This is a genomic window from Paenibacillus sp. YSY-4.3, from assembly GCF_054767475.1.
Genome location: NZ_BAABMC010000001.1, coordinates 375,279 through 397,926, shown reverse-complemented (window position 1 = coordinate 397,926; position 22,648 = coordinate 375,279). Strand labels below are relative to the sequence as shown.

22 protein-coding genes and 2 tRNA genes are annotated in these 22,648 nt (G+C 49.5%); 5 read left to right on the top strand and 19 right to left on the bottom strand.

The features are described 5' to 3' along the window. Nucleotides 1–6: 6 nt before the first annotated feature. Nucleotides 7–1,041, bottom strand: coding sequence for a phenylalanine--tRNA ligase subunit alpha (gene pheS / locus ACYUJT_RS01810; protein WP_460318390.1), 1,035 nt, complete (start codon nucleotides 1,039–1,041; stop codon nucleotides 7–9). A gap of 582 nt (nucleotides 1,042–1,623) precedes the next feature. Between pheS and ACYUJT_RS01805 the strand changes: the two genes are divergently transcribed. Next, the gene (locus ACYUJT_RS01805) at nucleotides 1,624–1,848 is read left to right on the top strand and encodes a YwbE family protein (RefSeq protein ID WP_460318388.1); all 225 of its coding nucleotides are present in this window, start codon (nucleotides 1,624–1,626) and stop codon (nucleotides 1,846–1,848) included. 83 nt (nucleotides 1,849–1,931) lie between these two features. Here the strand turns inward: ACYUJT_RS01805 and ACYUJT_RS01800 are convergent, their stop codons facing one another. The 5 genes from ACYUJT_RS01800 to ACYUJT_RS01780 all read right to left on the bottom strand — a co-directional run bounded on the left by ACYUJT_RS01800 (nucleotide 1,932) and on the right by ACYUJT_RS01780 (nucleotide 6,590). Next, the gene (locus ACYUJT_RS01800) at nucleotides 1,932–2,639 is read right to left on the bottom strand and encodes a general stress protein (RefSeq protein ID WP_460318387.1); all 708 of its coding nucleotides are present in this window, start codon (nucleotides 2,637–2,639) and stop codon (nucleotides 1,932–1,934) included. A gap of 349 nt (nucleotides 2,640–2,988) precedes the next feature. Next, a tRNA-Gly gene (locus ACYUJT_RS01795) sits at nucleotides 2,989–3,062 on the bottom strand. A 62-nt stretch (nucleotides 3,063–3,124) separates the two neighbouring features. Next, nucleotides 3,125–3,201 (bottom strand) — tRNA-Pro (locus ACYUJT_RS01790). Between the two features lie 132 nt (nucleotides 3,202–3,333). Then, nucleotides 3,334–5,454 (bottom strand): putative bifunctional diguanylate cyclase/phosphodiesterase, encoded by a 2,121-nt coding sequence (locus ACYUJT_RS01785; protein ID WP_460318385.1) that lies wholly within the window; start codon nucleotides 5,452–5,454, stop codon nucleotides 3,334–3,336. A gap of 176 nt (nucleotides 5,455–5,630) precedes the next feature. Further along, nucleotides 5,631–6,590 carry an aldolase catalytic domain-containing protein gene (locus ACYUJT_RS01780; protein WP_460318383.1) on the bottom strand — a complete coding sequence of 320 codons (960 nt, stop codon included), beginning with the start codon at nucleotides 6,588–6,590 and terminating at the stop codon, nucleotides 5,631–5,633. A gap of 202 nt (nucleotides 6,591–6,792) precedes the next feature. On the opposite strand from ACYUJT_RS01780, the gene ACYUJT_RS01775 reads away from it, so the two are divergent. The 3 genes from ACYUJT_RS01775 to ACYUJT_RS01765 are packed head-to-tail and all read left to right on the top strand — an operon-like array spanning nucleotide 6,793 to nucleotide 9,253. Further along, complete coding sequence (locus ACYUJT_RS01775) at nucleotides 6,793–7,044, top strand: FeoA family protein (protein ID WP_460318381.1); 252 nt, start codon at nucleotides 6,793–6,795, stop codon at nucleotides 7,042–7,044. After that, the gene (gene feoB / locus ACYUJT_RS01770) at nucleotides 7,041–9,062 is read left to right on the top strand and encodes a ferrous iron transport protein B (RefSeq protein ID WP_460318379.1); all 2,022 of its coding nucleotides are present in this window, start codon (nucleotides 7,041–7,043) and stop codon (nucleotides 9,060–9,062) included. Before ACYUJT_RS01775 ends, feoB begins: the two co-directional genes overlap by 4 nt. A 26-nt stretch (nucleotides 9,063–9,088) precedes the next feature. Continuing rightward, nucleotides 9,089–9,253 (top strand): FeoB-associated Cys-rich membrane protein, encoded by a 165-nt coding sequence (locus ACYUJT_RS01765; RefSeq protein WP_460318377.1) that lies wholly within the window; start codon nucleotides 9,089–9,091, stop codon nucleotides 9,251–9,253. Between the two features lie 31 nt (nucleotides 9,254–9,284). Here ACYUJT_RS01765 and ACYUJT_RS01760 read toward each other — a convergent pair whose 3' ends face one another. From ACYUJT_RS01760 to ilvB, 8 genes are all read right to left on the bottom strand, one after another. Next, nucleotides 9,285–10,427, bottom strand: a complete 1,143-nt coding sequence (locus ACYUJT_RS01760; RefSeq protein WP_460318374.1) for an ATP-binding protein — start codon at nucleotides 10,425–10,427, stop codon at nucleotides 9,285–9,287. A gap of 235 nt (nucleotides 10,428–10,662) precedes the next feature. Beyond that, nucleotides 10,663–11,070: a hypothetical protein gene (locus tag ACYUJT_RS01755; protein ID WP_283927576.1), complete on the bottom strand. Its 408-nt coding sequence runs from the start codon at nucleotides 11,068–11,070 to the stop codon at nucleotides 10,663–10,665. A gap of 229 nt (nucleotides 11,071–11,299) precedes the next feature. Continuing rightward, nucleotides 11,300–11,848, bottom strand: coding sequence for a peroxiredoxin (locus ACYUJT_RS01750; protein WP_460318372.1), 549 nt, complete (start codon nucleotides 11,846–11,848; stop codon nucleotides 11,300–11,302). A gap of 31 nt (nucleotides 11,849–11,879) precedes the next feature. Beyond that, on the bottom strand, nucleotides 11,880–12,959 hold the full coding sequence (leuB, locus tag ACYUJT_RS01745) for a 3-isopropylmalate dehydrogenase (RefSeq protein ID WP_460318370.1): 1,080 nt from the start codon (nucleotides 12,957–12,959) through the stop codon (nucleotides 11,880–11,882). A gap of 192 nt (nucleotides 12,960–13,151) precedes the next feature. Then, nucleotides 13,152–14,258, bottom strand: coding sequence for a glycerol dehydrogenase (locus ACYUJT_RS01740; RefSeq protein ID WP_460318368.1), 1,107 nt, complete (start codon nucleotides 14,256–14,258; stop codon nucleotides 13,152–13,154). A 150-nt stretch (nucleotides 14,259–14,408) separates the two neighbouring features. After that, a complete protein-coding gene (ilvC, locus tag ACYUJT_RS01735; protein WP_213589091.1) occupies nucleotides 14,409–15,401 on the bottom strand; it encodes a ketol-acid reductoisomerase in 993 nt (330 codons plus the stop codon). Nucleotides 15,402–15,563: 162 nt separating this feature from the next. Further along, nucleotides 15,564–16,058 (bottom strand): acetolactate synthase small subunit, encoded by a 495-nt coding sequence (ilvN, locus tag ACYUJT_RS01730; RefSeq protein ID WP_460318366.1) that lies wholly within the window; start codon nucleotides 16,056–16,058, stop codon nucleotides 15,564–15,566. Next, complete coding sequence (gene ilvB, locus ACYUJT_RS01725; protein ID WP_460318364.1) at nucleotides 16,058–17,803, bottom strand: biosynthetic-type acetolactate synthase large subunit; 1,746 nt, start codon at nucleotides 17,801–17,803, stop codon at nucleotides 16,058–16,060. The genes ilvN and ilvB overlap by 1 nt, the downstream gene beginning before the upstream one ends. A gap of 686 nt (nucleotides 17,804–18,489) precedes the next feature. Here ilvB and ACYUJT_RS01720 point away from each other — a divergent pair. Next, entirely contained in the window at nucleotides 18,490–18,945 is a 456-nt protein-coding gene (locus ACYUJT_RS01720; RefSeq protein WP_460318362.1) for a GNAT family N-acetyltransferase, read from the top strand. A gap of 15 nt (nucleotides 18,946–18,960) precedes the next feature. Here the strand turns inward: ACYUJT_RS01720 and ACYUJT_RS01715 are convergent, their stop codons facing one another. From ACYUJT_RS01715 to ACYUJT_RS01695, 5 genes are all read right to left on the bottom strand, one after another. Continuing rightward, nucleotides 18,961–19,272, bottom strand: a complete 312-nt coding sequence (locus tag ACYUJT_RS01715; protein ID WP_460318360.1) for a hypothetical protein — start codon at nucleotides 19,270–19,272, stop codon at nucleotides 18,961–18,963. 192 nt (nucleotides 19,273–19,464) lie between these two features. Further along, a complete protein-coding gene (gene rplT, locus ACYUJT_RS01710) occupies nucleotides 19,465–19,824 on the bottom strand; it encodes a 50S ribosomal protein L20 (protein ID WP_019639357.1) in 360 nt (119 codons plus the stop codon). A gap of 30 nt (nucleotides 19,825–19,854) precedes the next feature. Continuing rightward, nucleotides 19,855–20,055 (bottom strand): 50S ribosomal protein L35, encoded by a 201-nt coding sequence (gene rpmI, locus ACYUJT_RS01705; protein ID WP_019639356.1) that lies wholly within the window; start codon nucleotides 20,053–20,055, stop codon nucleotides 19,855–19,857. 74 nt (nucleotides 20,056–20,129) lie between these two features. Then, nucleotides 20,130–20,624, bottom strand: a complete 495-nt coding sequence (gene infC, locus ACYUJT_RS01700; RefSeq protein ID WP_460318357.1) for a translation initiation factor IF-3 — start codon at nucleotides 20,622–20,624, stop codon at nucleotides 20,130–20,132. A gap of 261 nt (nucleotides 20,625–20,885) precedes the next feature. Continuing rightward, nucleotides 20,886–22,124 carry a glycosyltransferase family 2 protein gene (locus ACYUJT_RS01695; protein WP_460318354.1) on the bottom strand — a complete coding sequence of 413 codons (1,239 nt, stop codon included), beginning with the start codon at nucleotides 22,122–22,124 and terminating at the stop codon, nucleotides 20,886–20,888. Nucleotides 22,125–22,648: the final 524 nt, after the last annotated feature.

Sequence of the window (22,648 nt, the reverse complement as noted above, 5' to 3'; positions counted from 1 at the left end):
ACAGGTTTAAATTCGGGCGAACTGCCCCAAAAAGCGCAAATCATTATTAAAGAAATGACGGATATCATCCACGCCGTATTTCAACATCGCAATTCGCTCTACACCCATGCCGAAAGCAAAACCGCTATATTGCTCCGGATCATAGCCGCTCATTTCCAGGACGCGAGGATGAACCATCCCGCTGCCCAAAATCTCCAGCCATCCGGTTTGCTTGCATACCCGGCAACCGTTCCCGCCGCACTTCACACAAGTAACGTCTACTTCGACGCTAGGCTCGGTGAAGGGGAAGAAGCTTGGCCGCAGCCGGATTTGTGTGTTCGGCCCGAACATCTCACGCGTGAATTGGAGCAAGGTGCCTTTCAAATCGCTCATACGGATGTTTTTGCCGATAACGAGACCTTCGATCTGGTGGAACTGGAACGAATGCGTCGCGTCATCGTCGTCGCGCCGGTATACGCGTCCCGGGCAGATCACCTTGACAGGCACTTCGCCCTCCATCGCTTCCATTGTCCGTACTTGCACTGGAGAGGTCTGCGTGCGCATCAGCAAATCCTCAGTCAGGTAGAAAGAGTCCTGCATGTCGCGGGCAGGGTGGTTCTTCGGCAAATTAAGCGCCTCAAAGTTATAGTAATCCGTCTCAACCTCTGGCCCTTCCGCGATGCGATAGCCCATCCCGATGAAGATATCCTCGATATCCTGAATGACCTGGTTCAGCGGATGGACGCCTCCCTGCTTCAATGGACGGCCAGGCAAGGTAACATCCACTTTCTCCGCCGCAAGCCGCTCTTCCGTCTCGCGTCTTTGGAAATACTGCTGTTTCTCTTCCACCAGCTCTTCGATCGCCGAGCGAACTTCATTGGCTACCTGGCCAATCACAGGACGTTCCTCCGCGCTCAACGCGCCCATTCCCCGCAAAATTTCAGTCAATGCACCCTTCTTGCCCAAATATTTGACCCGAAGGTCGTTTAATTGAGCTGCATCGGCCACGGCGTTCAATTGGGCCACAGCTTCGTGTTTGAGTGCTTCCAAACGTTCTTTCATGGATAATCCTCCTTAGATTGAATAAAAGAAAAACGTCTATCGACGTACATTCACTGAAGACAATGCCGTCCGATATCCAACAAAAAAAGGCCTTTCCTCCCTGAAAGGGACGAAAAGACCGTGGTACCACCCTTGTTAGAGCATGGATCAGGAATCGCATATGCGTACACCGCAAATGATGCTGCGGTTCAGGATAAACCGCTAACCTGCCAATTGGCTCTCACTCGAACGACATAACGGATCGCAGCCGGTATCCCCTACTTACCACTTGCAAAAACAGCGTTGCACACGGGTTCAAGGAACTGCTCAGGAGCGAACTTCGGCAGTCTGTTTCCCTAGAGTCGCTCTCAATCTGCGGCGGCTCTTCCCTGTAAGGAGGCTTCTGCTTACTCTTCTCCATCATTGCATTTACGTTAAATAATCGCCTCATATTCATAACCCCAAGGCGAAGGCTTATCTGTTATTATATGAAAAGTTCGCAGCGATGGCAAGACTGGAGTCTTTGGTCATGCTTTCTTTTATCAAATGCCGTAAATATGTTAAATTAAAAACACTGAACCAATGACCAAGGAGCTGACAAAAATGAACGGCACCCTACGCAGTAAAATTAAACCAGGCCTCACCGTCGATATCGTCCTCAAAAAAGATCAGGCGACCGGCCAGCTAACCCGTGGGATCATCAAGGATATCCTGACCAATTCGCCAAGCCATCCCCATGGAATCAAAGTTCGCCTGCAGGACGGCCAGGTAGGCCGCGTTAAAGCGATCATCGCCGGCACCAGTGACGAAGTACGGGCGGCAGATTAAAATTCAGGATTCAACATGCAAACAGAACGGACAGCAAGCGCCGCCCGTTCTGTTTTATTTTCTAAGATATCAGAATATGTTCGTTACCAAGATCCGCGATCCTTCCCTCTATCTCTTGATCTGCGATAGTTCGTCCGCTCCCAATCTTCATCCCGTTCCCTCATCGTTTGCCCTACGTCCTCCGGCGGAATTTCTTGATAGAACGTTCCCGCTGTTTCTCTCGACTCGATTCCCCTGTCTGGCGTTTCAGTCTCTCTATGCATAGTGGCATTCGCAGGATGAACGTCGGTTAATCCAAAATTTTGGGAATTCATCGCACGGTTATTCCGGAAAATCTGATAAATATCGTTTTTTTGAACATCGTGCCCATCCACGAGTACGAGAACTCTCCCATGCTCTACCTGGCTGCTGTATTCCTTGGCTTCATTCTCGGGGATGCCAAGGCCGATCAATCCTCCGACCAGTCCGCCTGCTCCCGCGCCAACCGCTGCTCCCGTAAGTGCAGCTGCAATAGGGCCGGCTGCGACGATCGGGCCGATTCCGGGTATCGCCAGCGCTCCGAGACCCGCCAGTAGCCCTGTGAGTCCGCCTACCACGCCACCGGCAGCCGCTCCCGAGGCGACGCCCTCCGGCGCTTTCGTTCCGGTCTCCTCGCGCATGGCATCCATGTGATCTTTGTTCCGTCCGACGACGGAAATGTCATCGCTCGAAAAGCCGTATCGTTTTAAATCCTCTATTGCATTTGTTGCATCCTGTTCCGAAGCAAAGACTCCTACAATTTTATGCATCATGTCGCATACCTCCTCAGGAATGTCTGATCAAATACGCTACACTGGATAATTAACCATTACGACGGCATCTAAACGCAGAAGGCGAAGTAGGTTCCCTTCCCAAAACTGATGTAAATTAAAAAAAGCTGCCAATGGCTGCATTATTTGCGTATGGAGCGGTAATAGGAATACTCAGCCACATGATTGAAATGCGATCCTTCGGTTCGCGAATAAAGGATATGGCTGACGCACGTCCTACTAAGGATTTCTCATTGATGCCTTTACGGACGGTCGAACCCCTTTGTGGGTTCTCTTCCCTATCCCGCTGTAAAATAAAAAAACTGCCATTAGGCAGTTTGTTATTTGCGTATGGAGCGGGTGATGGGAATCGAACCCACGCTACCAGCTTGGAAGGCTGGAGTTCTACCATTGAACTACACCCGCAACTCTGCCTACAAAAGTGCTTTCTAGCAAATTTCAATTGCTTCTGCAGGGCGATTATATTATGGTCGGGACGACACGATTTGAACATGCGACCCCCTGGTCCCAAACCAGGTGCTCTACCAAGCTGAGCTACGTCCCGAAGCTTCAATCGAGCAAGCTGCTCGTGAAGACAAAAATAAATATACCACTTCTGTTCCATCAATGCAACAGCTAATTTATTACAATTAGTCCTCATACCCCGTACAACCTTGTTACAGCAGTGATGATTGCCCTATCCGGCAATACGGGTGAGAAAGCGGCGCTCAAACAACCCCGCAGGCACCGGCTTGCTGAATAGATAGCCTTGTCCCTCATGGCAATTCTGGAGCTTAAGAAATTCAAGCTGCTCCTCGTTCTCGACCCCTTCAGCCGTGACCTTCAGCTGCAGATGATGGGCCATCATCGCAATGGTTGAGACGATAGCCGCTCCGCTTCCGTCCAGCATAACCTCTTTGACGAAGGAGCGATCGATTTTGAGGCGGTCGATCGGCAGCGTCTTCAAGTAGTATAGCGAGCTGTAGCCGGTGCCGAAATCGTCGATGCTAATATGAACACCCAGCCCTTTCAGCCTTTGAAGCTGCTCGAAAGCCGTGTCGATGTCGAATGTCATGCTTTCGGTCACCTCCAGCTCCAAATACTTCGCTTCCAGGCCGACCTCCTGCAGAATGCAATCGACTTTATCTGACAAATTATGTTGGCGGAATTGCCGCATGGACAAGTTGACGGACACGCATATAGGGTTATATCCATCGTCCTGCCACTTCTTGTTGTAGCTGCAAGCGGTACGCAGGACCCACTCTCCTAGCGGCACAATCAGCCCGCTATCTTCGGCGACCGGAATGAACTCGCCCGGTGATAGCACTCCCCGGCGCGGATGGTTCCAGCGTACCAATGCTTCCATTCCAACCACTTGGCCGCTGTCCAGGCTTACCTGGGGCTGAAATTCCAGGAAGAATTCCTCCCGCTCCAAGCCTTTGCGCATATCGTTCTCCAGCTCAATTCGAGAGTGGGTTTGATTTTTGATCGCAGCCGTGTAGCGCATGAATTCCAGACCCTGTTCCTTTCCATTGTGAACCGCCATATCGGCATTTTGAATGATTTGATCCACGTTTTGGCCGTCAAGGGGATAAATGGAGAGACCCATGCTCAAGGAAATATGGTACTCGGTATTTTCGATCGTTACTGCAGGGTGAATCGATTTAAGCAGTTGCAGTGCCCTGATCTCGATAGCACGCGGATCTGAATATTCCGGAATCGTGACTGCAAATTCATCTTCTCCCATACGGTAGACACCTTCCTCCGGCAAGCAGCGCCGGCTCACCCGCGCTCCTACATCCGTCAGCAGCTTGTCGCCGGCACGATATCCAAAAGCATCATTAATCGCCTTGAAGCGATTGATGTTCAAGACGGCCACTCCCGTATAAAGTCCCGTTCTGCTTTCAGGCGCCAGATGGACGGCCAGCTGATCCTTCAGCCGCCGAAGATTAGGCAGATTCGTCAAATCGTCATGGTAGGCCATATGCATCATCTGTGCCTCTGCAAGCTGCTGCCCGCGAAACGGCTCCTCAATCGTCAGGCGGTAGACTCCTTTCAAAACGTAATAGTAGGACAACCCCATAAACCATTCCCCGGCAACGTGGGCAATTCCAATCCCGAATGGATCACCTGTCGTCAGTAATATATGCCCAATCATCATAAATAAAAGCGCGCAGACCACTGTTAATGCCGCGGGCGGACGCTCCTTCCGATACCGGTACAAAATCGCAAATATCCCGAGCGTGTACAGAAACGGCACGCCGATCCACACTGCTTGCCTGATCGTTCCAGTCGCCTCTCTACCAAGAAGTTGAGGAAGCTGAAACTGGTATTTGTACAGCAGCACGATGCCCACCAGCAGTAAAATTGCCGATCCCGAAAAGGCAGCCGCTTTATGACGCATGGACACCTGCCTGTCCGGCACGCTGAAAATGAACAGCATCCCTGCCGCCCCAAACAAATGGGACAACAGCATGAACCATACAGAGATCGTATATCCCGGCATAAAACCAAACAAGGAAACGCCGACGAAGGTGGCGATATGAAGCACGTCCAAAGTACCTACCACGAAAAACAACACGGCAGAGTAAAGACGCTGCCTGGACAATTTGTCCGTAAACAGCATCCAGCCCTGCGCAAAGACCGCGAAGGCAACCGCTCCATACATCAGCCCTGCGAGCAGGTACAACGCATGACCGGCTGACGCAGAGATTATGGGAGCATCAATTGCTATAGAAAGATAAACAACACTCAGCATCGCCAGCAAGCCGAGCGTCCCCTGAAAAATTGTTGATTTCTCTTCTTTCCTGATTTTCATAATGTTCAACCCCCGGAAACAGTAAAATGCGGTGCCCAGTCATGTTGCTTTTTAACGAAACTAGGTATTATCCCGATGGTTTGTAGTTAATAATATTTCAACATTTTTCGTTTATTTTCCTGCTTCTTTCGCAAAAAAAAAGCACCATGGTTTGCTCACCATGGCGCTGTTTTGCATTATTTTTTCTCAAAGCTCACTTCAGGCGTCGTAAGCTTATCGTAGAACTCTACAGCTTTGTCCTTGTCCGCCGAAGCGCGCAAAGCCATTGCCGAACGAGGATGCTCATCCAGAGTTCCCGTAATCATGTAAGGGATGAGGTAACCCCATTCTTCCTTCTCGCGAAGCGGAATCATCAGTTCTTCCAATACCTTAAGCACTGGGCGAAGATTATATTTCGTATTTTTCAGATGAGTAACGAGCAGCTCCGTAGGACAGTTACCCGCCGCGCGGCCCATGCCGTATACAGAAGCATCCAGCAGTTCAACGCCCATGTCCACCGCCATCAGCGTATTGGAGAATGCAAGCTGCATATTGTTATGCGTATGCACCCCAAGCCGTTTATTCGGCAAATGCGTCTTAAATTTATTCACTAAGTGCTCCATATCTTTATAATCCAGGCTGCCGTAGGAGTCTACTATATAAACTACATCTACGACGCTCTCCTTGATCATTTCGAATGCTTCCAGCAGTTCGTGCTCCATAACATTGGACAGTGCCATGATATTAATCGTTGTCTCATAACCGCGGTCATGGAATACTTGGACAAGTTGCAGAGCTTTGTCTACGTCCTTAACATAGCAAGCAACACGAATCAGATCGAGAAGGCTCTCGCTGCGCGGCAAAATATCGTTCTCGTCAACACGGCCAATATCTACAAGAGCGGAAAGCTTGGTATGGCCCTTTTGCGGAATTACCGTGCGCAGGAATTCATCGTCCAGGAAGCGCCAAGGCCCCGCCTCATCCGCGCCTTTCAACAGCTTCGGAGAATTTTTATATCCAATTTCCATATAATCAACGCCAGCTTCGTTAAGTCCGGCATACAGCTTCTGCACAAACTCCACGCTGAAATCCCAATTGTTGACCAATCCGCCGTCGCGAATGGTGCAATCCACGATCTTGCTCTGATTCACTTTCATGTTACCGATTCCCTTCGTCGTATGTTTTACTATCCATCTTACTTTAATAGAATTCAAAAAGTAAAGTAATTATTGTCATGAACTTTATCACAGTGATGAAAAGTCCCACATGATATATTATTTTCATACCTAATTGAGATTGATTATCAATATCCTTTGTATAAAATAAAAATATGCCTATTTTTAAAGGAGACGATGGTCCATGTACTCTAGCGACGCTTGCTGCAAGTGCCTGCTTCATCTTAAAGCCGGAACATCCGGATGCATCCGGAACTTTGGCGGTATTGATCCCATGCTGAAACAGCGCCTCGCTGATCTTGGAGTGACCGAAGGCTCCAATATTACCATTATAAGATATTGCCCTTGGGGCGGACCTGTCACGTTGGATTGCGGCGGTCAGCTTCTAGGCATTCGCAAACAACAGGCTGCGCATATCGAGGTGGTTGTATCATGACCCATGCTGCTCTGATCGGCAACCCCAACACAGGAAAAACTTCCTTATTCAATAAGCTAACCTCCTCCTATGAATATGTCGGCAACTGGTCCGGAGTTACGGTCGAAAAAAAAGTCGGCCAGCTTCAGGGCAGGACGGGCGAGCTTACCGATCTCCCCGGAATCTACACTTTGCACCCTTTATCTAAGGATGAAGGAGTGGCCGCTTCCTACCTGATTCATGAATCACCGGAGCTGCTTGTCAATATCGTCGATGCCTCGCAGCTCGAGAGAAATTTATATCTTACCATTCAAGTATTGGAGTACGGAAAGCCCGTCATTATGGGGCTGAACATGATGGATGTCGCCAAAGCAAGCGGCTTGGTCGTTTATCCTGAACTGCTAGCCGAACGTTTAGGTATAAAAGTAGTCCCTCTCGTAGCCAGGACGGGTTCCGGATCCAATACGATATTGAAAGAGATTAATTCAGCTTCCTTCGATTCTCCGCAGTTTCATTTGGACTATGGAAAAGGCATTGAAAAGGCGATCTCATTCATTTCCCGGGAATTAAAGGCCGCGCCCCCCTCAAGCATTAAAATTGCTTCCGAACGCTGGCTGGCCGTCCAGTTCCTGGAGAATAACCCTGTTGTGATTTCGGCCTTATCTTCATACAAATGTCTGGACACATTGCACTCGATACGCTTGAAAGCGGAAGAACAGCTGCGAATTTCAGGCAGCCAGGAATCCCTTCAGGAACATATCCGCTTGAAACGCACTTCCTATATAAAAGAGCTTTGCCGCGAAGCCGTAGATACTTCCAGGAGGAAGCCCAACACTTTGACCGAAAAAATCGATGCGATTGCGGCTCACCCGATATGGGGCATTCCCCTTTTTCTCGCATCGATGCTGATCGCCTTCAAGCTGACCTTTGATTGGTTTGGAAATCCAATGTCGGATTTGCTGGACGCCTTCATTAACGGTCCGCTCAGCGAGCTTGCAAGACAGGGCCTTGCCGCCGCCGGCGCTTCATCGTTTACTCAATCGCTCATTGTAGACGGAATTATTGCTGGGGTAGGAGGCGTGCTTGTCTTCCTTCCGCAAATCTTCATCTTATTCTTCATGATTTCGTTCATCGAGGATTCGGGGTATATGGCACGGATTACGGTCATGATGGACAGATTGATGCAGCTGGCTGGCCTGAATGGCAAGGCAATGATTCCTTTCATCATTGGCTTTGGCTGCAATGTACCTGCCGTCATGGCTTCACGCAGCATCGAACAGCCCAAAGAACGGACTTTGACCATGCTGTTGATCCCGCTGATGTCCTGCTCGGCCAGATTGCCCGTATACGCCTTATTTGCAAGTATATTCTTTACCAAGCAGCAGGCGCTTGTCGTGCTGTCCATGTATGTGCTTGGCATTGCTCTCGCTCTCCTGCTGGCCAAATTATTCTCTATGACAATGTTCAAGGACAAGCATTCCTTCTTCATGGTTGAGCTCCCGCCTTACCGGATGCCCCAATCCACTACCTTGCTTCGCAGCACTTGGGAGAAAGGAAAAGGATTCCTGCGCAAGGCCGGAACCTTCATTCTGGGCGGAACCGTGGTCATCTGGCTATTAACCTACTTTGGTCCCGGCGGCGCCAACGTTGCCATGGACGATAGCTATCTCGCTATTCTTGGCGGCTGGTTTGCCGCAGTCCTGCAGCCGGTCGGCTTCGGAACGTGGCAATCGGGAGCAGCGTTAGTGACCGGTTTCTTGGCAAAAGAGGTTGTCGTATCCACGATGAACATCATTTACCATGTCCCCGATATGCCGGGACTGCAGCAGCAAATTGCCACAGCCTTCACACCGCTTCAAGCATACAGCTTCATGGCCTTCGTTCTGCTGTATACGCCATGCCTCGCCACTGTGGGCGTTCTTCACAAGGAAACCATGTCCTGGAAATGGACGCTGTTCTCTATTGCTTATGCTCTGCTGCTTGCATACACCGTATCCTTTACCATTTATCAAGTCGGCCTGTGGATCGGATTCGTCTAATCCGCAGCCGGAAAGGAGCCATATCCATGATTGACATCATTATCGTTACCATTGTCTTTGGCTATGCCGGATGGGCGATTTATCGCGGTCTCAAAAAAAGCAAAAAAGGCGCCTGCGCCTCTTGCTCCCAGAAAAACTCCTGTTCAGCAGGCTGCGATACTACCTCAGCACCTTCCTCCGACTCTAAATAATATTCGGTTATCTTCAGGAGAGCTGCGTTACTTAACGCTGTTCTCCTGAAGGTTCAATGACTTTATTCGGCACCATTGGAAGCGCTATCACAAAAACAGTCCCAATCCCTTTCATACTGTCCACGGAAATATTGCCTTTATGATTTCTGATGATACGGTAGCTGACCGATAACCCTAGACCGGTTCCCTTCTCTTTCGTCGTGAAGAAGGGATCGAACAATCGGCTTAATAACCCTTTATCCATGCCATTCCCGTTATCCTGTATTGAAATATGGACGTATTTATCCACCAGCTTGGCATCTAAATGAATGGTTCCGGTATAATCTGCATCGCTAACTTCCTCAATGGCGTCCATCGCATTCTTGATGATGTTGAGCAGAACCTGCTTAATCTGCTTGACGTCAATGGATACGTACATTTCTTCATCCATGACCTGTAAATGAATTTCGCACCCTTTCATCAGTGCCTCGCTCTCCGTCAGCAGCACGACCTCTTTCAGTAAGGAGGAAACGCTGATAACGCTTTTTTGGGGAGCGGAAGGCTTGGACGAGTTCAGAAATTCATGGATAATATCATTGGCCCGATCGATTTCCGTTAAAATGATTCGCGCATATTCATCGCGGCCAAGCTGAACCAAATGCGGACGTAATAGCTGGATGAATCCTCGGATCGCGGTCAAGGGGTTGCGAATTTCATGGGCGATTGCCGCGGAAATTTTACCGAGCATAGCAAGCTTGTCATTCTGGTAAGCCGTCTGCTCGATTTGCTTGTAATCCGATACATCCTTCACACTAAGCAAATAATCTCCATCCATCTGGTCTCCGTAAGTAATGGTAATCAACCAATGGCGGCCGTACTCGTCAATGAGCTCATGATATTTTTTGCGGTGAAAAATAGCTTCTCTGTATATTCGCAAAATTCTTCGTTTCTTGAAACGACTAAGGTGGGGGTGACGTAGCATTTGCAGCAAATTGCAACCGATCAGCGACTGGCGTGGCATCTCCATAAGCTTGGCCATTTGCACGTTAATAAAAGTTAGTACGCCTTCGCTATCAAACAGCATAATTCCACTATCGAGATTTTCTAGGACATTCTCATACTTGTTCTTAACAAGCTGCGTCGATTGAAATGCCTTGACAGACTGCAGCAAAGTTTCCTGGAACTCACTTAACAAGTTGATTCCCCCTTTTCCCACAATGGTATCCCTGCCAATCCGACAACATTCAACCCTAACCTTACTATTTCAAACTGCGAGCTCCCCCTAAAACCAGGGACGGGTTAGATTCTCGAGAATATTAATCACTCTTATCATAGTAAACATTTTTATTTAACGTCAATCAGAGATACTGTCGAAAAAAGAGGGATAAAAAAATAAAGCAGCCCGCTTGGGGCTACTTCATACTTACGTCCTATTTATTGTAATGCAGACGCGCTTTGCGGCGGCTCATGACGGCCAGGCGCTTCTTCAATTCGCTTTCCCATTTAGCGTCCTGAATGCCTTTGGCGACCGCAAGCAGATCCAGCGCCATATCAATCTGACTCTGCACGATATCCAGCGGATCCTCATCTTCTACATTGACGCAGTTGCCAAAAATCGTCTCCTCGTCCTCCATGATAAAGTCCCCGAAGTCGATTTCTGAAACGCCGTCCCCATGGGCATATTCCGCCAGAATTTCGTATTCATGCTCCACTTTATAATGAACTTCTACCCGATGGCAGACCGGACAAAGCAGCAGGGGAACGTTATGAACCTGTGTACGATAATGCTTCAACGTCCCCTTAGTCCCGACCATGCTGGCTCCACAGCAAAAACTCATTCCCCTTCACCCTTTCCCGATTTAGACTTCGGTATATATTAAGGTATCCTTTATATTGCATAGGCTTTCCTCTAATTTATTCGTGACCACTGCTTTAGATTCCTTCGGATCATTGTAATTATACACACTTTTTGCGAATTTTGAGCTGAAAGAACTAAATTTCTCTTCTATTAAAAGGGGAGAAAAAGCCCCCTGCCTCTGGTTAAAAATCCAGGCAGGGGGCATGTTATTACGGCCAAACGCTCAAGTTATTATCGCCTGGTTTCCAGTCCATTGGGCATAAACCTCCGGATTGTAAGGCTTGAAGTACACGCAGTGTTTCTTCAACGCTGCGTCCAACATCATTATGGTTAACGACTTGATATTTCAATTCGCCTTCTGGATCAATGATAAAGAGTCCTCGAAGCGCAACTCCCTCTTCCTCGATCAATACCCCATAGTCACGTGCGACATTCTTCGTGAGGTCGGAAGCCAGGGGAAAATTCAGGCGTCCTAAGCCGTTGCTGTCTGCAGGCGTGTTGATCCACGCTTTATGGCTATGAACCGAATCGACGCTCACGCCGAGAATCTCCGTGTCCAATGCCATGAATTGGCTAGCCGCATCGCTAAGCCCCATGATTTCCGTCGGACATACGAATGTGAAATCCAGCGGATAGAAGAAGAATACCAGCCACTTGCCACGGTAATCGGATAGCTTAACATGGCTGAATTCCTGACCGTCGCCGGATACCACTTCCATGTTGAAATCCGGAGCCGGCCGGCCCACTAAACGTTCCATTGATGAAGGCCTCCTGTTAAGACTTCGAACTTTACTTGCGGATAGCCGCTACAATCAGATCGCCCATCTCTCTGGTGCCGATGGCTTTGCTCTTATCGACTGCGATATCCCCAGTACGGTGTCCAGCGTCTAATACCTCGGCTACGGCTGCCTCGATCGCATCAGCAGCATCAGCGTAACCGAAGGTCAAGCGGAACATCAGGGCTACGGACAAAATCGTTGCGATCGGGTTCGCCAGGTTCTGTCCGGCAATGTCAGGCGCAGAGCCGTGAACCGGCTCGTACAGGCCGAAGCTGCCTTCCCCAAGAGATGCGGATGAGAGCATACCGATCGAACCTGTCAGCATCGCTGCTTCGTCGCTTAGAATGTCGCCGAACATATTCTCCGTCACGATAACGTCGAAGCTAGCTGGACGACGCAGCAGCTGCATCGCGCAGTTGTCTACAAGCACATGCTCCAATTCAACATCCGGGTATTCAGGAGCGACCCGATTAACGACTTCGCGCCATAGGCGTGAAGTTTCCAATACGTTGGCCTTGTCGACAGAAGCCAGTTTCTTGCGGCGCTTCTGGGCAATATCGAACGCCTGGCGCACGATGCGCTCCACTTCGTTTACATTGTATGCGCAAGTGTCCACGGCTTCTTGCCCGTTCTCAGTCTCGCGACGGAACTTCTCGCCGAAATAAATGCCGCCCGTCAGCTCACGAACAACCATCAAATCGGTTCCTTCGAGCACTTCCGGCTTCAGGGTGGAAGCATCCTTCAGGCAGTCGAAGACAACTGCCGGACGAAGGTTCGAGAACAGTCCCAGCGCTTTGCGGATGCCAAGCAGTCCAGTCTCTGGACGCAGCTCCTTCGGATTGTTGTCCCATTTCGGACCGCCAACAGCTCCAAGCAGTACAGCGTCGGCACGCTGACAAATTTCCAAGGTGTCCTGCGGCAGCGGAGTGCCTTTCTCATCGATCGCAATGCCTCCAAACAAAGCATGCTCCGTTTCAAAACGGTAACCGAAAATTTCCTCCGTGCGCTTCAGGACTTTCTCTGCTTCAGCTACAACCTCAGGGCCGATTCCATCTCCAGCGATAACTGCGATTTTCTTTACTTCTGTCATGACTTACAACTCCCTCTTATTCACTATACTCTTCGAACAATACTCTTCTTCTAGTTGTAACATACCGGGTAAGGATAAACAAAGATATAGAATCTATTAATGTTATAGGTTTTAGCTATAATGCAAAAAGGGATTATATCCGCCCTAAGCGGATAACCCCTGTAATGACAGTATAGGCGAATTGTCATAGGATCACTCGCCGCGGTACGCCTCCGCGATCGCATTCGCCGCCACAATCGCATTGTATACATCGTCCGGAGTAACTGGAAACGGCATGTTGCCCATCGTATCGCCTTCAGCGCAAGCTGCCTCGGCCACTTGGCGCCATTCCGCCTCGACGAATTTGGTAACGCCTAGATCCTTTAAGGTCAATGGAAGCCCCACCCCCTTAACGATGCCGATCACCGTCTCGAGCTCCTCCCTCGGAGCGTTCTCCAGTACAAGCTGGGCGAGCAGTCCGAAGGTTACCTTCTCCCCATGCTGTACCTTATGAAGCGCGGGAACAGCGGTCATGCCGTTATGAATCGCGTGGGCCGCAGCCAAGCCGCCCGACTCGGCGCCGACACCGCTTAGGTAGATCGTTGCCTCGATCGTATCCTCCACGGCCCTTGTAGCTACTCCCTGCTCTACGGCCCGCTGGGCTTTTACCGCATTCTCAATCAGAGTTTCATAGCATAACCGCGCCAATCCCAATCCTGTCGTCGACGGCTTCATCAACGCTAAGTTGTCACCAAATGACTGGTAGCAGGCCCGGGCTTCGAAATACGTCGCCAACGCATCGCCGATACCGGCCGCAAAAAAACGCGATGGAGCCCCAGCCAATATTCCAGTATCCGCCAATACGATGTCAGGGTTGCTTGGCAGAAACAAATACTCGTCGAAGGAACCGTCCTGTTTGTATATGACTGCAAGTGCAGTGCATGGGGCGTCGGTTGAGGCAATCGTAGGGAAAATAACGACCGGCAGCTTCTCATAATACGCCGTCGCCTTGGCGGTATCGAGCGTCTTCCCGCCGCCGATCCCGACAATGATGTTGGCCCCCGCTTTGCGGGCCAGCTCGCGGTGGCGGTTGATCTCTTCCTTCGTGCATTCATAGTTGAATTTTTCAAAGACGGCTTTATTGCCGCCCTCCTGGATCGATTTGCCGGCCTCCTGCCGGGCGCGCTCCAGAATAAACTCGTCACAGATGATATAGGCACTGTCGCCGAAGAATTTCATGTACTCATTGAAACTCGCAAGAAGCCCTTTGCCGGTAATGTATTTCTTAGGGGAGGTAATCGATTTAACGTTGTTCTTCATGTTGGTTTGATCTCCTTTTGTTAAATTGCTGCTCCATTCCCCCCTTAAGATAAACTAATCAGCCTAGATTTAAACATAAGTGATACCACCTGATAAGCAGCAAAAAAGCCGTGGAGTAATCTCCACGGCTTGATTTGTAAGTATAAATAATTACTTCTTGATCCAGTGCATCAGACCGCGAAGCTCTTCACCAACAACTTCGATCGGATGGTTAGCTTCGTTGCGGCGAGTAGCCGTCAAGAATGCACGGTTGGATTGATTCTCCAGGATGAAGTCGCGTGCGAATTTACCTTGTTGGATGTCGGACAGCACTTCTTTCATCGCTTTCTTCGTTTCTTCCGTTACGATGCGAGGTCCTGTAACGTAGTCGCCGTACTCCGCAGTGTTGGAGATGGAATCGCGCATCGTAGCAAGGCCGCCTTCATAGATCAGGTCAACGATCAATTTCAGTTCATGCAAGCACTCGAAGTAAGCCATTTCCGGAGCATAGCCAGCTTCTGTCAACGTTTCGAAACCTGCTTTGATCAGGGCGCTTACGCCGCCGCACAGAACCGCTTGTTCACCGAACAGATCCGTTTCTGTCTCTTCGCGGAAGGAAGTTTCGATAACTCCCGCACGCGTACAGCCGATACCTTTAGCATAAGCAAGACCGATTTCTTTCGCTTTGCCAGTCGCATCTTGGTGGATAGCAATCAAACCAGGAACGCCGAAACCTTCAACATACGTACGGCGAACCATGTGGCCTGGCGACTTAGGAGCAACCAGAAGCACGTCGTTGTCTTTGGAAGGCACGATTTGTCCGAAATGAACGTTAAAGCCGTGCGCAAAGAGAAGTGCGGCGCCTTTTTTTAGGTTAGGAGCGATTTCGTTATGGTATACCGAAGCTTGAGTCTCGTCCGGCATCAAGATTTGAACAACGTCTGCACGGCTTGTCGCTTCAGCAACGGACAATACTTCGAAGCCGTCTTCTTTGGCTTTGTCGAAGGATTTGCCTTCGCGAAGACCGATAACTACGTTCAGCCCGCTGTCACGCAGGTTTTGAGCGTGAGCATGGCCTTGGCTTCCGTAACCGATGATCGCGATCGTTTTTCCTTTCAATACGCTAAGTTCTGCATCTTTTTCATAGTACAAAGTAACTGCCATTTGTATAGCCCTCCTAAAATTTTACGGGGCCGCCATTAGCGGACTCCCTTATATTAGTTCTATCCCCATGGTGAGCGGGTGCTTCAAAGGACCGTGCCGTCTTTGCCGGGCGATCCTCTCAAACGCCCGCTCACCGAAGTGGATATGATGATGAAATTTGCCTTATGCGTTGCCGCGAATCATCGCGGTTACTCCGGTACGAGACAGCTCGCGGATTCCGTAAGGATGGAGCAGCTCGATCATCGCGTCAATCTTCTCCGTGTCGCCAACGACCTGTACGATCATGCTGTTTGTCCCAATATCGACTACAGCGGCGCGGAAGGTTTCGACAACGCCCATGATTTCCGGGCGCTCCGCCGGCTCCGATTTCACTTTGATCAGCGCCAGTTCGCGGGCGACCATCGGCTTGGAGCTAAGGTTAATTACTTTAATGACATCAATGAGTTTATACAATTGTTTCTCAATTTGTTCCAGCGTCTTGTCGTCGCCTTGGGTCACAATGACCATCCGGGACAACCCTTCTTCCTCCGATTGACCAACAGTGATACTCTCGATATTGTAGCCGCGCCGGCCGAACAGACCGGATACGCGCTGCAGGACTCCTGGCTGATCATTCACTAATACAGCTATCGTATGGCTTGTCATTGTCGTCGTCATTATTCACAGTCCCCCATCAGCATTTGATCAATGGTGGAACCTTGAGTGACCATCGGATACACATTTTCCTCTTTGCTGACCACGAATTCCACCAGCACAGGCCCCGGCGTTTCCATTGCTTCCTTCCAGGCTTGCTTGGCTTCTTCCTTATTCGAAGCCCGCAGGCCTTTCACGCCGTATGCCTCCGCCAACTTCACAAAATCCGGGCTTCCGGCCAGATCGATATGGCTGTAGCGATTCTCATAAATGAGCTCTTGCCACTGACGCACCATGCCAAGCACCTGGTTATTGATGACGACGACTTTAACCGGAATGTTGTTGATGGCGCAAATCGCAAGCTCTTGTGCGCACATCTGCATGCCGCCGTCACCATTGATCGAAATGACGAGCCGATCCGGATGGGCCATTTGCGCCCCGATCGCTGACGGAAATCCGAAGCCCATCGTGCCGAGGCCGCCGGAAGTGATCCAGGAGCGCGGCTGATTGAACTTGTAGTACTGTGCCGCCCACATCTGATGCTGTCCGACATCCGTCGTAACGATCGCTTCGCCCTTCGTCGTATCGTTCAGCAATTCGATAACCCATTGCGGCTTAAGCACCGTATCGGAATCCTTGTACTTGTAAGGCTTGTCGGCCATCCAGTGGCTGATTTGGCTTCTCCAGGCATCTGCTTTGTCGCTCCGGCCCACTAACGGATTGAGGAGTTCAAGCACTGTCTTCACATCGCCAACTACCGGAATGTCCGTCTTCACGTTCTTGCCGATTTCCGCAGGGTCGATATCGATGTGTACTACTTTAGCATGAGGAGCAAATCCGTCAAGCCGTCCGGTAACGCGGTCATCGAAACGGGCTCCGATATTGATCAGCAAGTCAGAACTCTGGATAGCCTGGTTTGCAGTGTATGTGCCGTGCATCCCCGGCATCCCCATCCACAGCGGATTGCCGCTTGGGAAAGCGCCTAGGCCCAGCAGCGTCGTCGTGATCGGAATTTCCGTCCGTGTCACGAACTCAAGCAGCTCTTCATGGCCTCCGGAGTAGACGACCCCGCCGCCGGCAAGAATGACCGGACGCTCTGCTTCTTTGATTGCTGCCGCTACCTTCTCTAATTGATGGTGGTTCGGAACGACTTTAGGGTTGTAGCCGCGAAGGTTAACGCTCTGTACCGGTTCGAAGAGCGTCTTATTTGCGGATACGTCTTTCGGAATGTCGATCAGTACCGGCCCTTTGCGTCCCGTATTGGCAATGTGGAACGCTTCGTGAATGACGCGCGGCAGCTCTTCTACGCTGCGCACCAAGTAGCTGTGCTTCGTAATCGGCATCGTGATGCCGGTAATATCCGCTTCCTGGAAGGCATCCGTTCCGATCAGGCTGGACACGACGTTCCCGGTAATGATCACGAGAGGAACCGAGTCCATAAACGCCGTCGCGATACCAGTGACTGTGTTCGTCGCCCCCGGTCCTGAAGTTGCGATACATACGCCTACTTTGCCGCTTGCCCGTGCATAGCCGTCAGCCGCATGAATCGCTCCCTGCTCGTGTCTCGTCAGCAAATGATGAAAATCCTTGAAACCATACAGCGCATCGTAAATGTACAATACGGCTCCGCCCGGGTAACCGAAGACGCATTCGACACCTTCAAGCACCAAGCTCCGTAGCAATATTTCTGATCCCGTAATGACTTCTGGTTTCATCCATTTCTCACGTAATTGTTCTGTAGACCGCACTGCTGGTATTTGCGCGCTCATCAGTCATCCTCCTTCCAAAATTTAAGTATTTCTAAAGAAATACAACAAAAAAACCTTCCGCCCGCCAGAACAGTCTCCTGTTCCGAGGGACGAAAGGTTATCGCTTCCGTGGTACCACCCATTTTTACCCGGCACCTCACAGTGCCAAGCCTTGACGAGTAGGGACAGCAAGTTCCTTACTCGTGGTCTTTAACGCAGACCTGACGATTTTCCCTAATAGGCTTGAAGCGGAATATTATGGTCATCCGCAGCTTTGCTTTTCAGGAAAACAGCTCCGAGGTGAGCTCGCATTTAAGGGATATTGGTGGTTGGTCTCAGCAAATCCATCCACTCTCTGAGCAAAGAGCCCTTAAACCTTCGTCCTCTTCATCGCCGATACACTATGAACGTTAAAATGTTTAGACACATTATATGATTAGTTCGCGCATAGAGTCAATACCCATTTGCCACATGTTTTAAGGGAATAACCCGAAACACCTCACCACACTGCTGAATTACAGAGATAAAAGGTTTTTTTCCTTCCGCCTTTTCTTAAGACTGTGCTCTGCCATATACCTCTTCAAAAGCAATTATCTTCCTCCAATTTTCAGCTTCGCCTCGCTTCGTGGCAGGAACCCATTTGCCCCGCTGCTTCATATGATGTATTAAAAAGCCCTATCAATCAGCTCAAGGAGGAGTGCTGCCGAATGATCCGTTATAGAAGACCCAAGCAGGACGATCCCGTCATTATCGCTCTTGTGAAAAAGGAGCTTGTCCCTCATTCGAGCATGTCCCGGCCAGAGTTGGAAAAAGCGATTCGGGAAATTCCGAGACGGCTCACCCAGGGAATTACGCTGGTCTCCTCGCCTTATTATGAGGCTGATCCCGTCGCTTTTATCCATTTCATGATCCACGGGGAGCTGCTGTACATCGACATGATGGCCGTAACCTCCCAGCAGCAGCGGAAGCGCCACGGCAAAACCCTAATGGCACACGCCGAGAATTTAGCCGGTTCCAGAGGGTGCACTAAGGCAAAGGTCTTGGTGGACCAGGAGAATACCCGGGCCCACCTGTTTTACCAAAAGTCCGGATATGAAATCGTTCGATATATCCCTGTTTCGAAGTGTTTTGAGCTGGAAAAAGGACTGCTGCAGCGGCATTAGGCTTCCCGTTAAATTTTAGAAAAAGCCGTAGGGATAACCGTAACCTCCATATCCTCCATATCCTCCGTAGCCATAACCGTAAGGATATCCGCCATAGCCATAGCCATAGCCATAACCAAAAGGAGACGTTCCAATAGCGAGCAGGTCAAACAAGACGAGCGGAACGAAAGCTTTCGTCTTCACCTTTTTGCCCGGCTGGCGCACGATCAGGCGGTTGCCGCTGATTTTGACCAGCTTCCCCGTAACGATGGTTCCATCCTTTTTCATGGCTGTTATATTTTTGCCAACATATTTTTCGGCTTCTTTTCTCGTAACCGGTTTACTCACGTCGATCTTCCTCCTCGAATAGAATTAGCTTGCTTCATGCCAGTGTATTCACCGGCCATTCTATTCGCTTCCACCATCGCCTTATGCAGACAAAAACAACCTTCAGCCTCTCAACCGATACCGGCTGGCCGCAAGAAAGCACAAAAAAACAGGCGCCCCAAAAGGGCGCCTGTTTGTACATTAGCGCAATAATTACGCGTTGATTTTCTCTTTAGCCACTGCAGCCAAGGAGTTAAATGCGTTCAGATCATTTACTGCAAGATCAGCCAGCATTTTACGGTTGATGTTCACCTCAGCCAGTCTCAATCCATGCATCAATTTGCTGTAGGACAGTCCGTTCAGACGAGCTGCAGCGTTAATACGAACGATCCACAATCTGCGGAAATCGCGTTTTTTCGTGCGACGGTCACGGTATGCATACAGCAGGGATTTCATAACCTGCTCGTTAGCTGTTTTGAAAATGCGGTGTTTCGAGCCAAAGTAACCTTTAGCAAGTTTCAGTACTTTTTTATGACGACGACGAACAACGAATCCGCCTTTTACTCTTGCCATATCAATAAACCTCCCAGAAATTTAAGTGAATTACTTCAGATTTGCAAGTTGCTGTTTCAAACGTCTAACGTCCCCAGCGTAAGCAACAGGGCTGTTCGCCAGAACGCGTTTGCGACGGTTCGACTTGTGGGACAGCAGGTGGTTGCGGTTCGCTTTATAACGTCTAACTTTACCCGATCCTGTAATTTTGAAGCGGCCTTTCAGGCTGCTGTGGGTTTTCATTTTAGGCATTGTACTTCCCCCTCAAAGTTTGTGGGCACAACTTCGCGCAAGCTTCCGGTCAGCGGACTACACGCAAGCGGCTCTTAATTTTTCGGTGCCAAAATCATAATCATGCTGCGGCCTTCCAGTTTCGGAATCCGCTCGATCGAAGAAATTTCTGCAACCTCATCTTTCACGCGGTCCAAAATTTTCTTTCCGATGTCGGCATGAGCAATTTCGCGGCCACGGAAACGCACCGAGCATTTCACTTTGTCGCCTTCTTTTAAAAATTTGATCACATTGCGCAGTTTAGTCTGGAAGTCATGCTCGTCAATGTTTGCACGAAACCATACTTCCTTAATGTCCACTGTCTTTTGATTCTTACGGGCTTCCTTCTCTTTCTTCTGCTGCTCGTAACGGAATTTGCCGTAATCCATAATCCGGCATACCGGCGGCTTGGCCGTCGGCGCCACGTTCACCAAATCCAGATTCAGATCGATGGCCATTTGCAGTGCCTCACGGATCGGCTTGATGCCGATTTGTTCACCTTCAGCGCCTACCAAACGGACTTCCTTCGCCCGTATCTCATCATTGATCAAATGTTCCTTACTGATAATTCTACACCTCCACTTAGAATTTTCGGTCAACTGCAACCTCAATTTTAAAAATTAAAAGGGATGCAGGCATCTCCTGCATCCCAAATTGATCATCAAGTCATCATGAATATAAACATTCATAAATCATTGGATCAAAACCAGCCGACATCATCGGTCAGGTGAGAAGACAGCGCCTCTACTTACAATCCATTTATTTGTTCCATGCTCAAATAATTTACCACACGAGCAATTAATAGTCAAGCATTATCCTTGCTTGCTTTGAACTTCCTCCAAACGAACGACGCGCGTATGCTCGGTGTGGCTCCACTGCTTGTTGTTCTGCGTGAAGAACGCGTAGAAAGTAATCGGCCACCACGAAATCAAATACAGCGGGAACAAGACGAGATAAGCATATACCTTCTTCGACTTGACCTCCTCCAGTACCATCGCCGCCAGGAAAATAAACACGTTGGCCGCAATCGCGATGAACGATACCCAGAGCGGCAAGTATCCGTACAACGTTGCGAAATTCGGACCGTTGAAGAACGATTGGTCGACCCATATCAAAGCCGTGAGCAGGAATGTAACCAGCACGATATATACGTTCGCGCCGTACAGTGCCATGTCCAGCTTCACCATGCTCCGCTCCTTGATGCTCTGCCACAGAAGCGGGAAGAAGTAACGGCGGGCCACCGTGAAGTGTCCCTGCATCCAGCGCAGGCGCTGGCGCGCTGACGCCTTGAAAGTCAGCGGCTTCTCGTCAAACAGCTTCGCGTCGTAGTTGAATACAGGGTGTATTCCCTTCTCAACGCAGCGCATCGTGAACTCGAGGTCCTCGACCAGGCTCGTTGCTCCCCAGCCAATTTCCTTAAGCAGTTCAGTCTCGAAGCACATGCCCGTTCCGCCAAGGAAGTTGGCCAGACCCAAGTTGTGCCGCGACAGCTGCCACAAGCGGTTGCAGTACCAGTAAGATATGCCGTAAGCGGCGGTAATCCAGGAATCCTCCGGATTTTTGGTATCGATATACCCTTGAATGACGCGGGCGCCGGAGCATAGATCATTGTTCATTTCGCGAAGGAAATCCGGATGGGCCAGGTTGTCGGCGTCGAACATGACGACCGCATCATATTGGCGCGGCATTTTCCAAAGCTGCTTCAGCATCCATTCGATCGCATAGCCCTTGCCCCGCAGGTTCTCGTTGGTGCGGACGCAAGCGTTCATGCCGTGGTTGCGTACGATCTCTACAGTTCTGTCGGTACAGTTGTCGCAAATGACAAACACGTCATACAGCTCTTTCGGGTAGTTCAACTGCTTCAAATTCTCCATCAAAGCCCCGACTACGGTCTCCTCGTTATGCGCTGCGACAAGCACCGCAAAAGACTTCGTCGGCGGGAAGTGCACTTTTTTCTTTTTCTTGTACATCCCGAACAATGCCAAACCAAATTGATACACCCCAACTATGGCCAGTACGATTTGCAACGATATCAAAATGGTGTCCATCATGATTTCGCATACCCCCTTTAACCCCTTTTAAATTTACGTTTTTTTTCTCTAATCGGGATTTCTAAATTTTCTAAACCATGACCCTGCGTACAACCGTTTCTGGTAAAAATTTTAATTCTTCTGCAGCGCATTACGATTTTCCATGACTTTTCATCATTTGTCAAAGTTAATCTCGCGGCATCCTTCACGAAATACTTGCGAAGTTGCTGTATAATCGCATAGGACGCTACCGCTACCTGCACATGGTGCGGTTATTTCTTATTTTCATCAATTTTGGCGTTTTTTATTTCATCTGCATCTCATGAAAATGAGCGTAAGCAGCCTGGATATACAGCCCTTTGTAAACATAAACGAAAAATCAAGCATAAAAGTTTACTAAATTGCTCATTTTACTTTAAACTTTTTTGCTATGATTTGAATCATTGTATAGGGTGGATAACCGCAAAGTCAAAATTGGGTAATAACATCAGATAAAAAAAAAGGCCTCCATCCTTGAAATGATCACGGATTAAAAATATGATTAG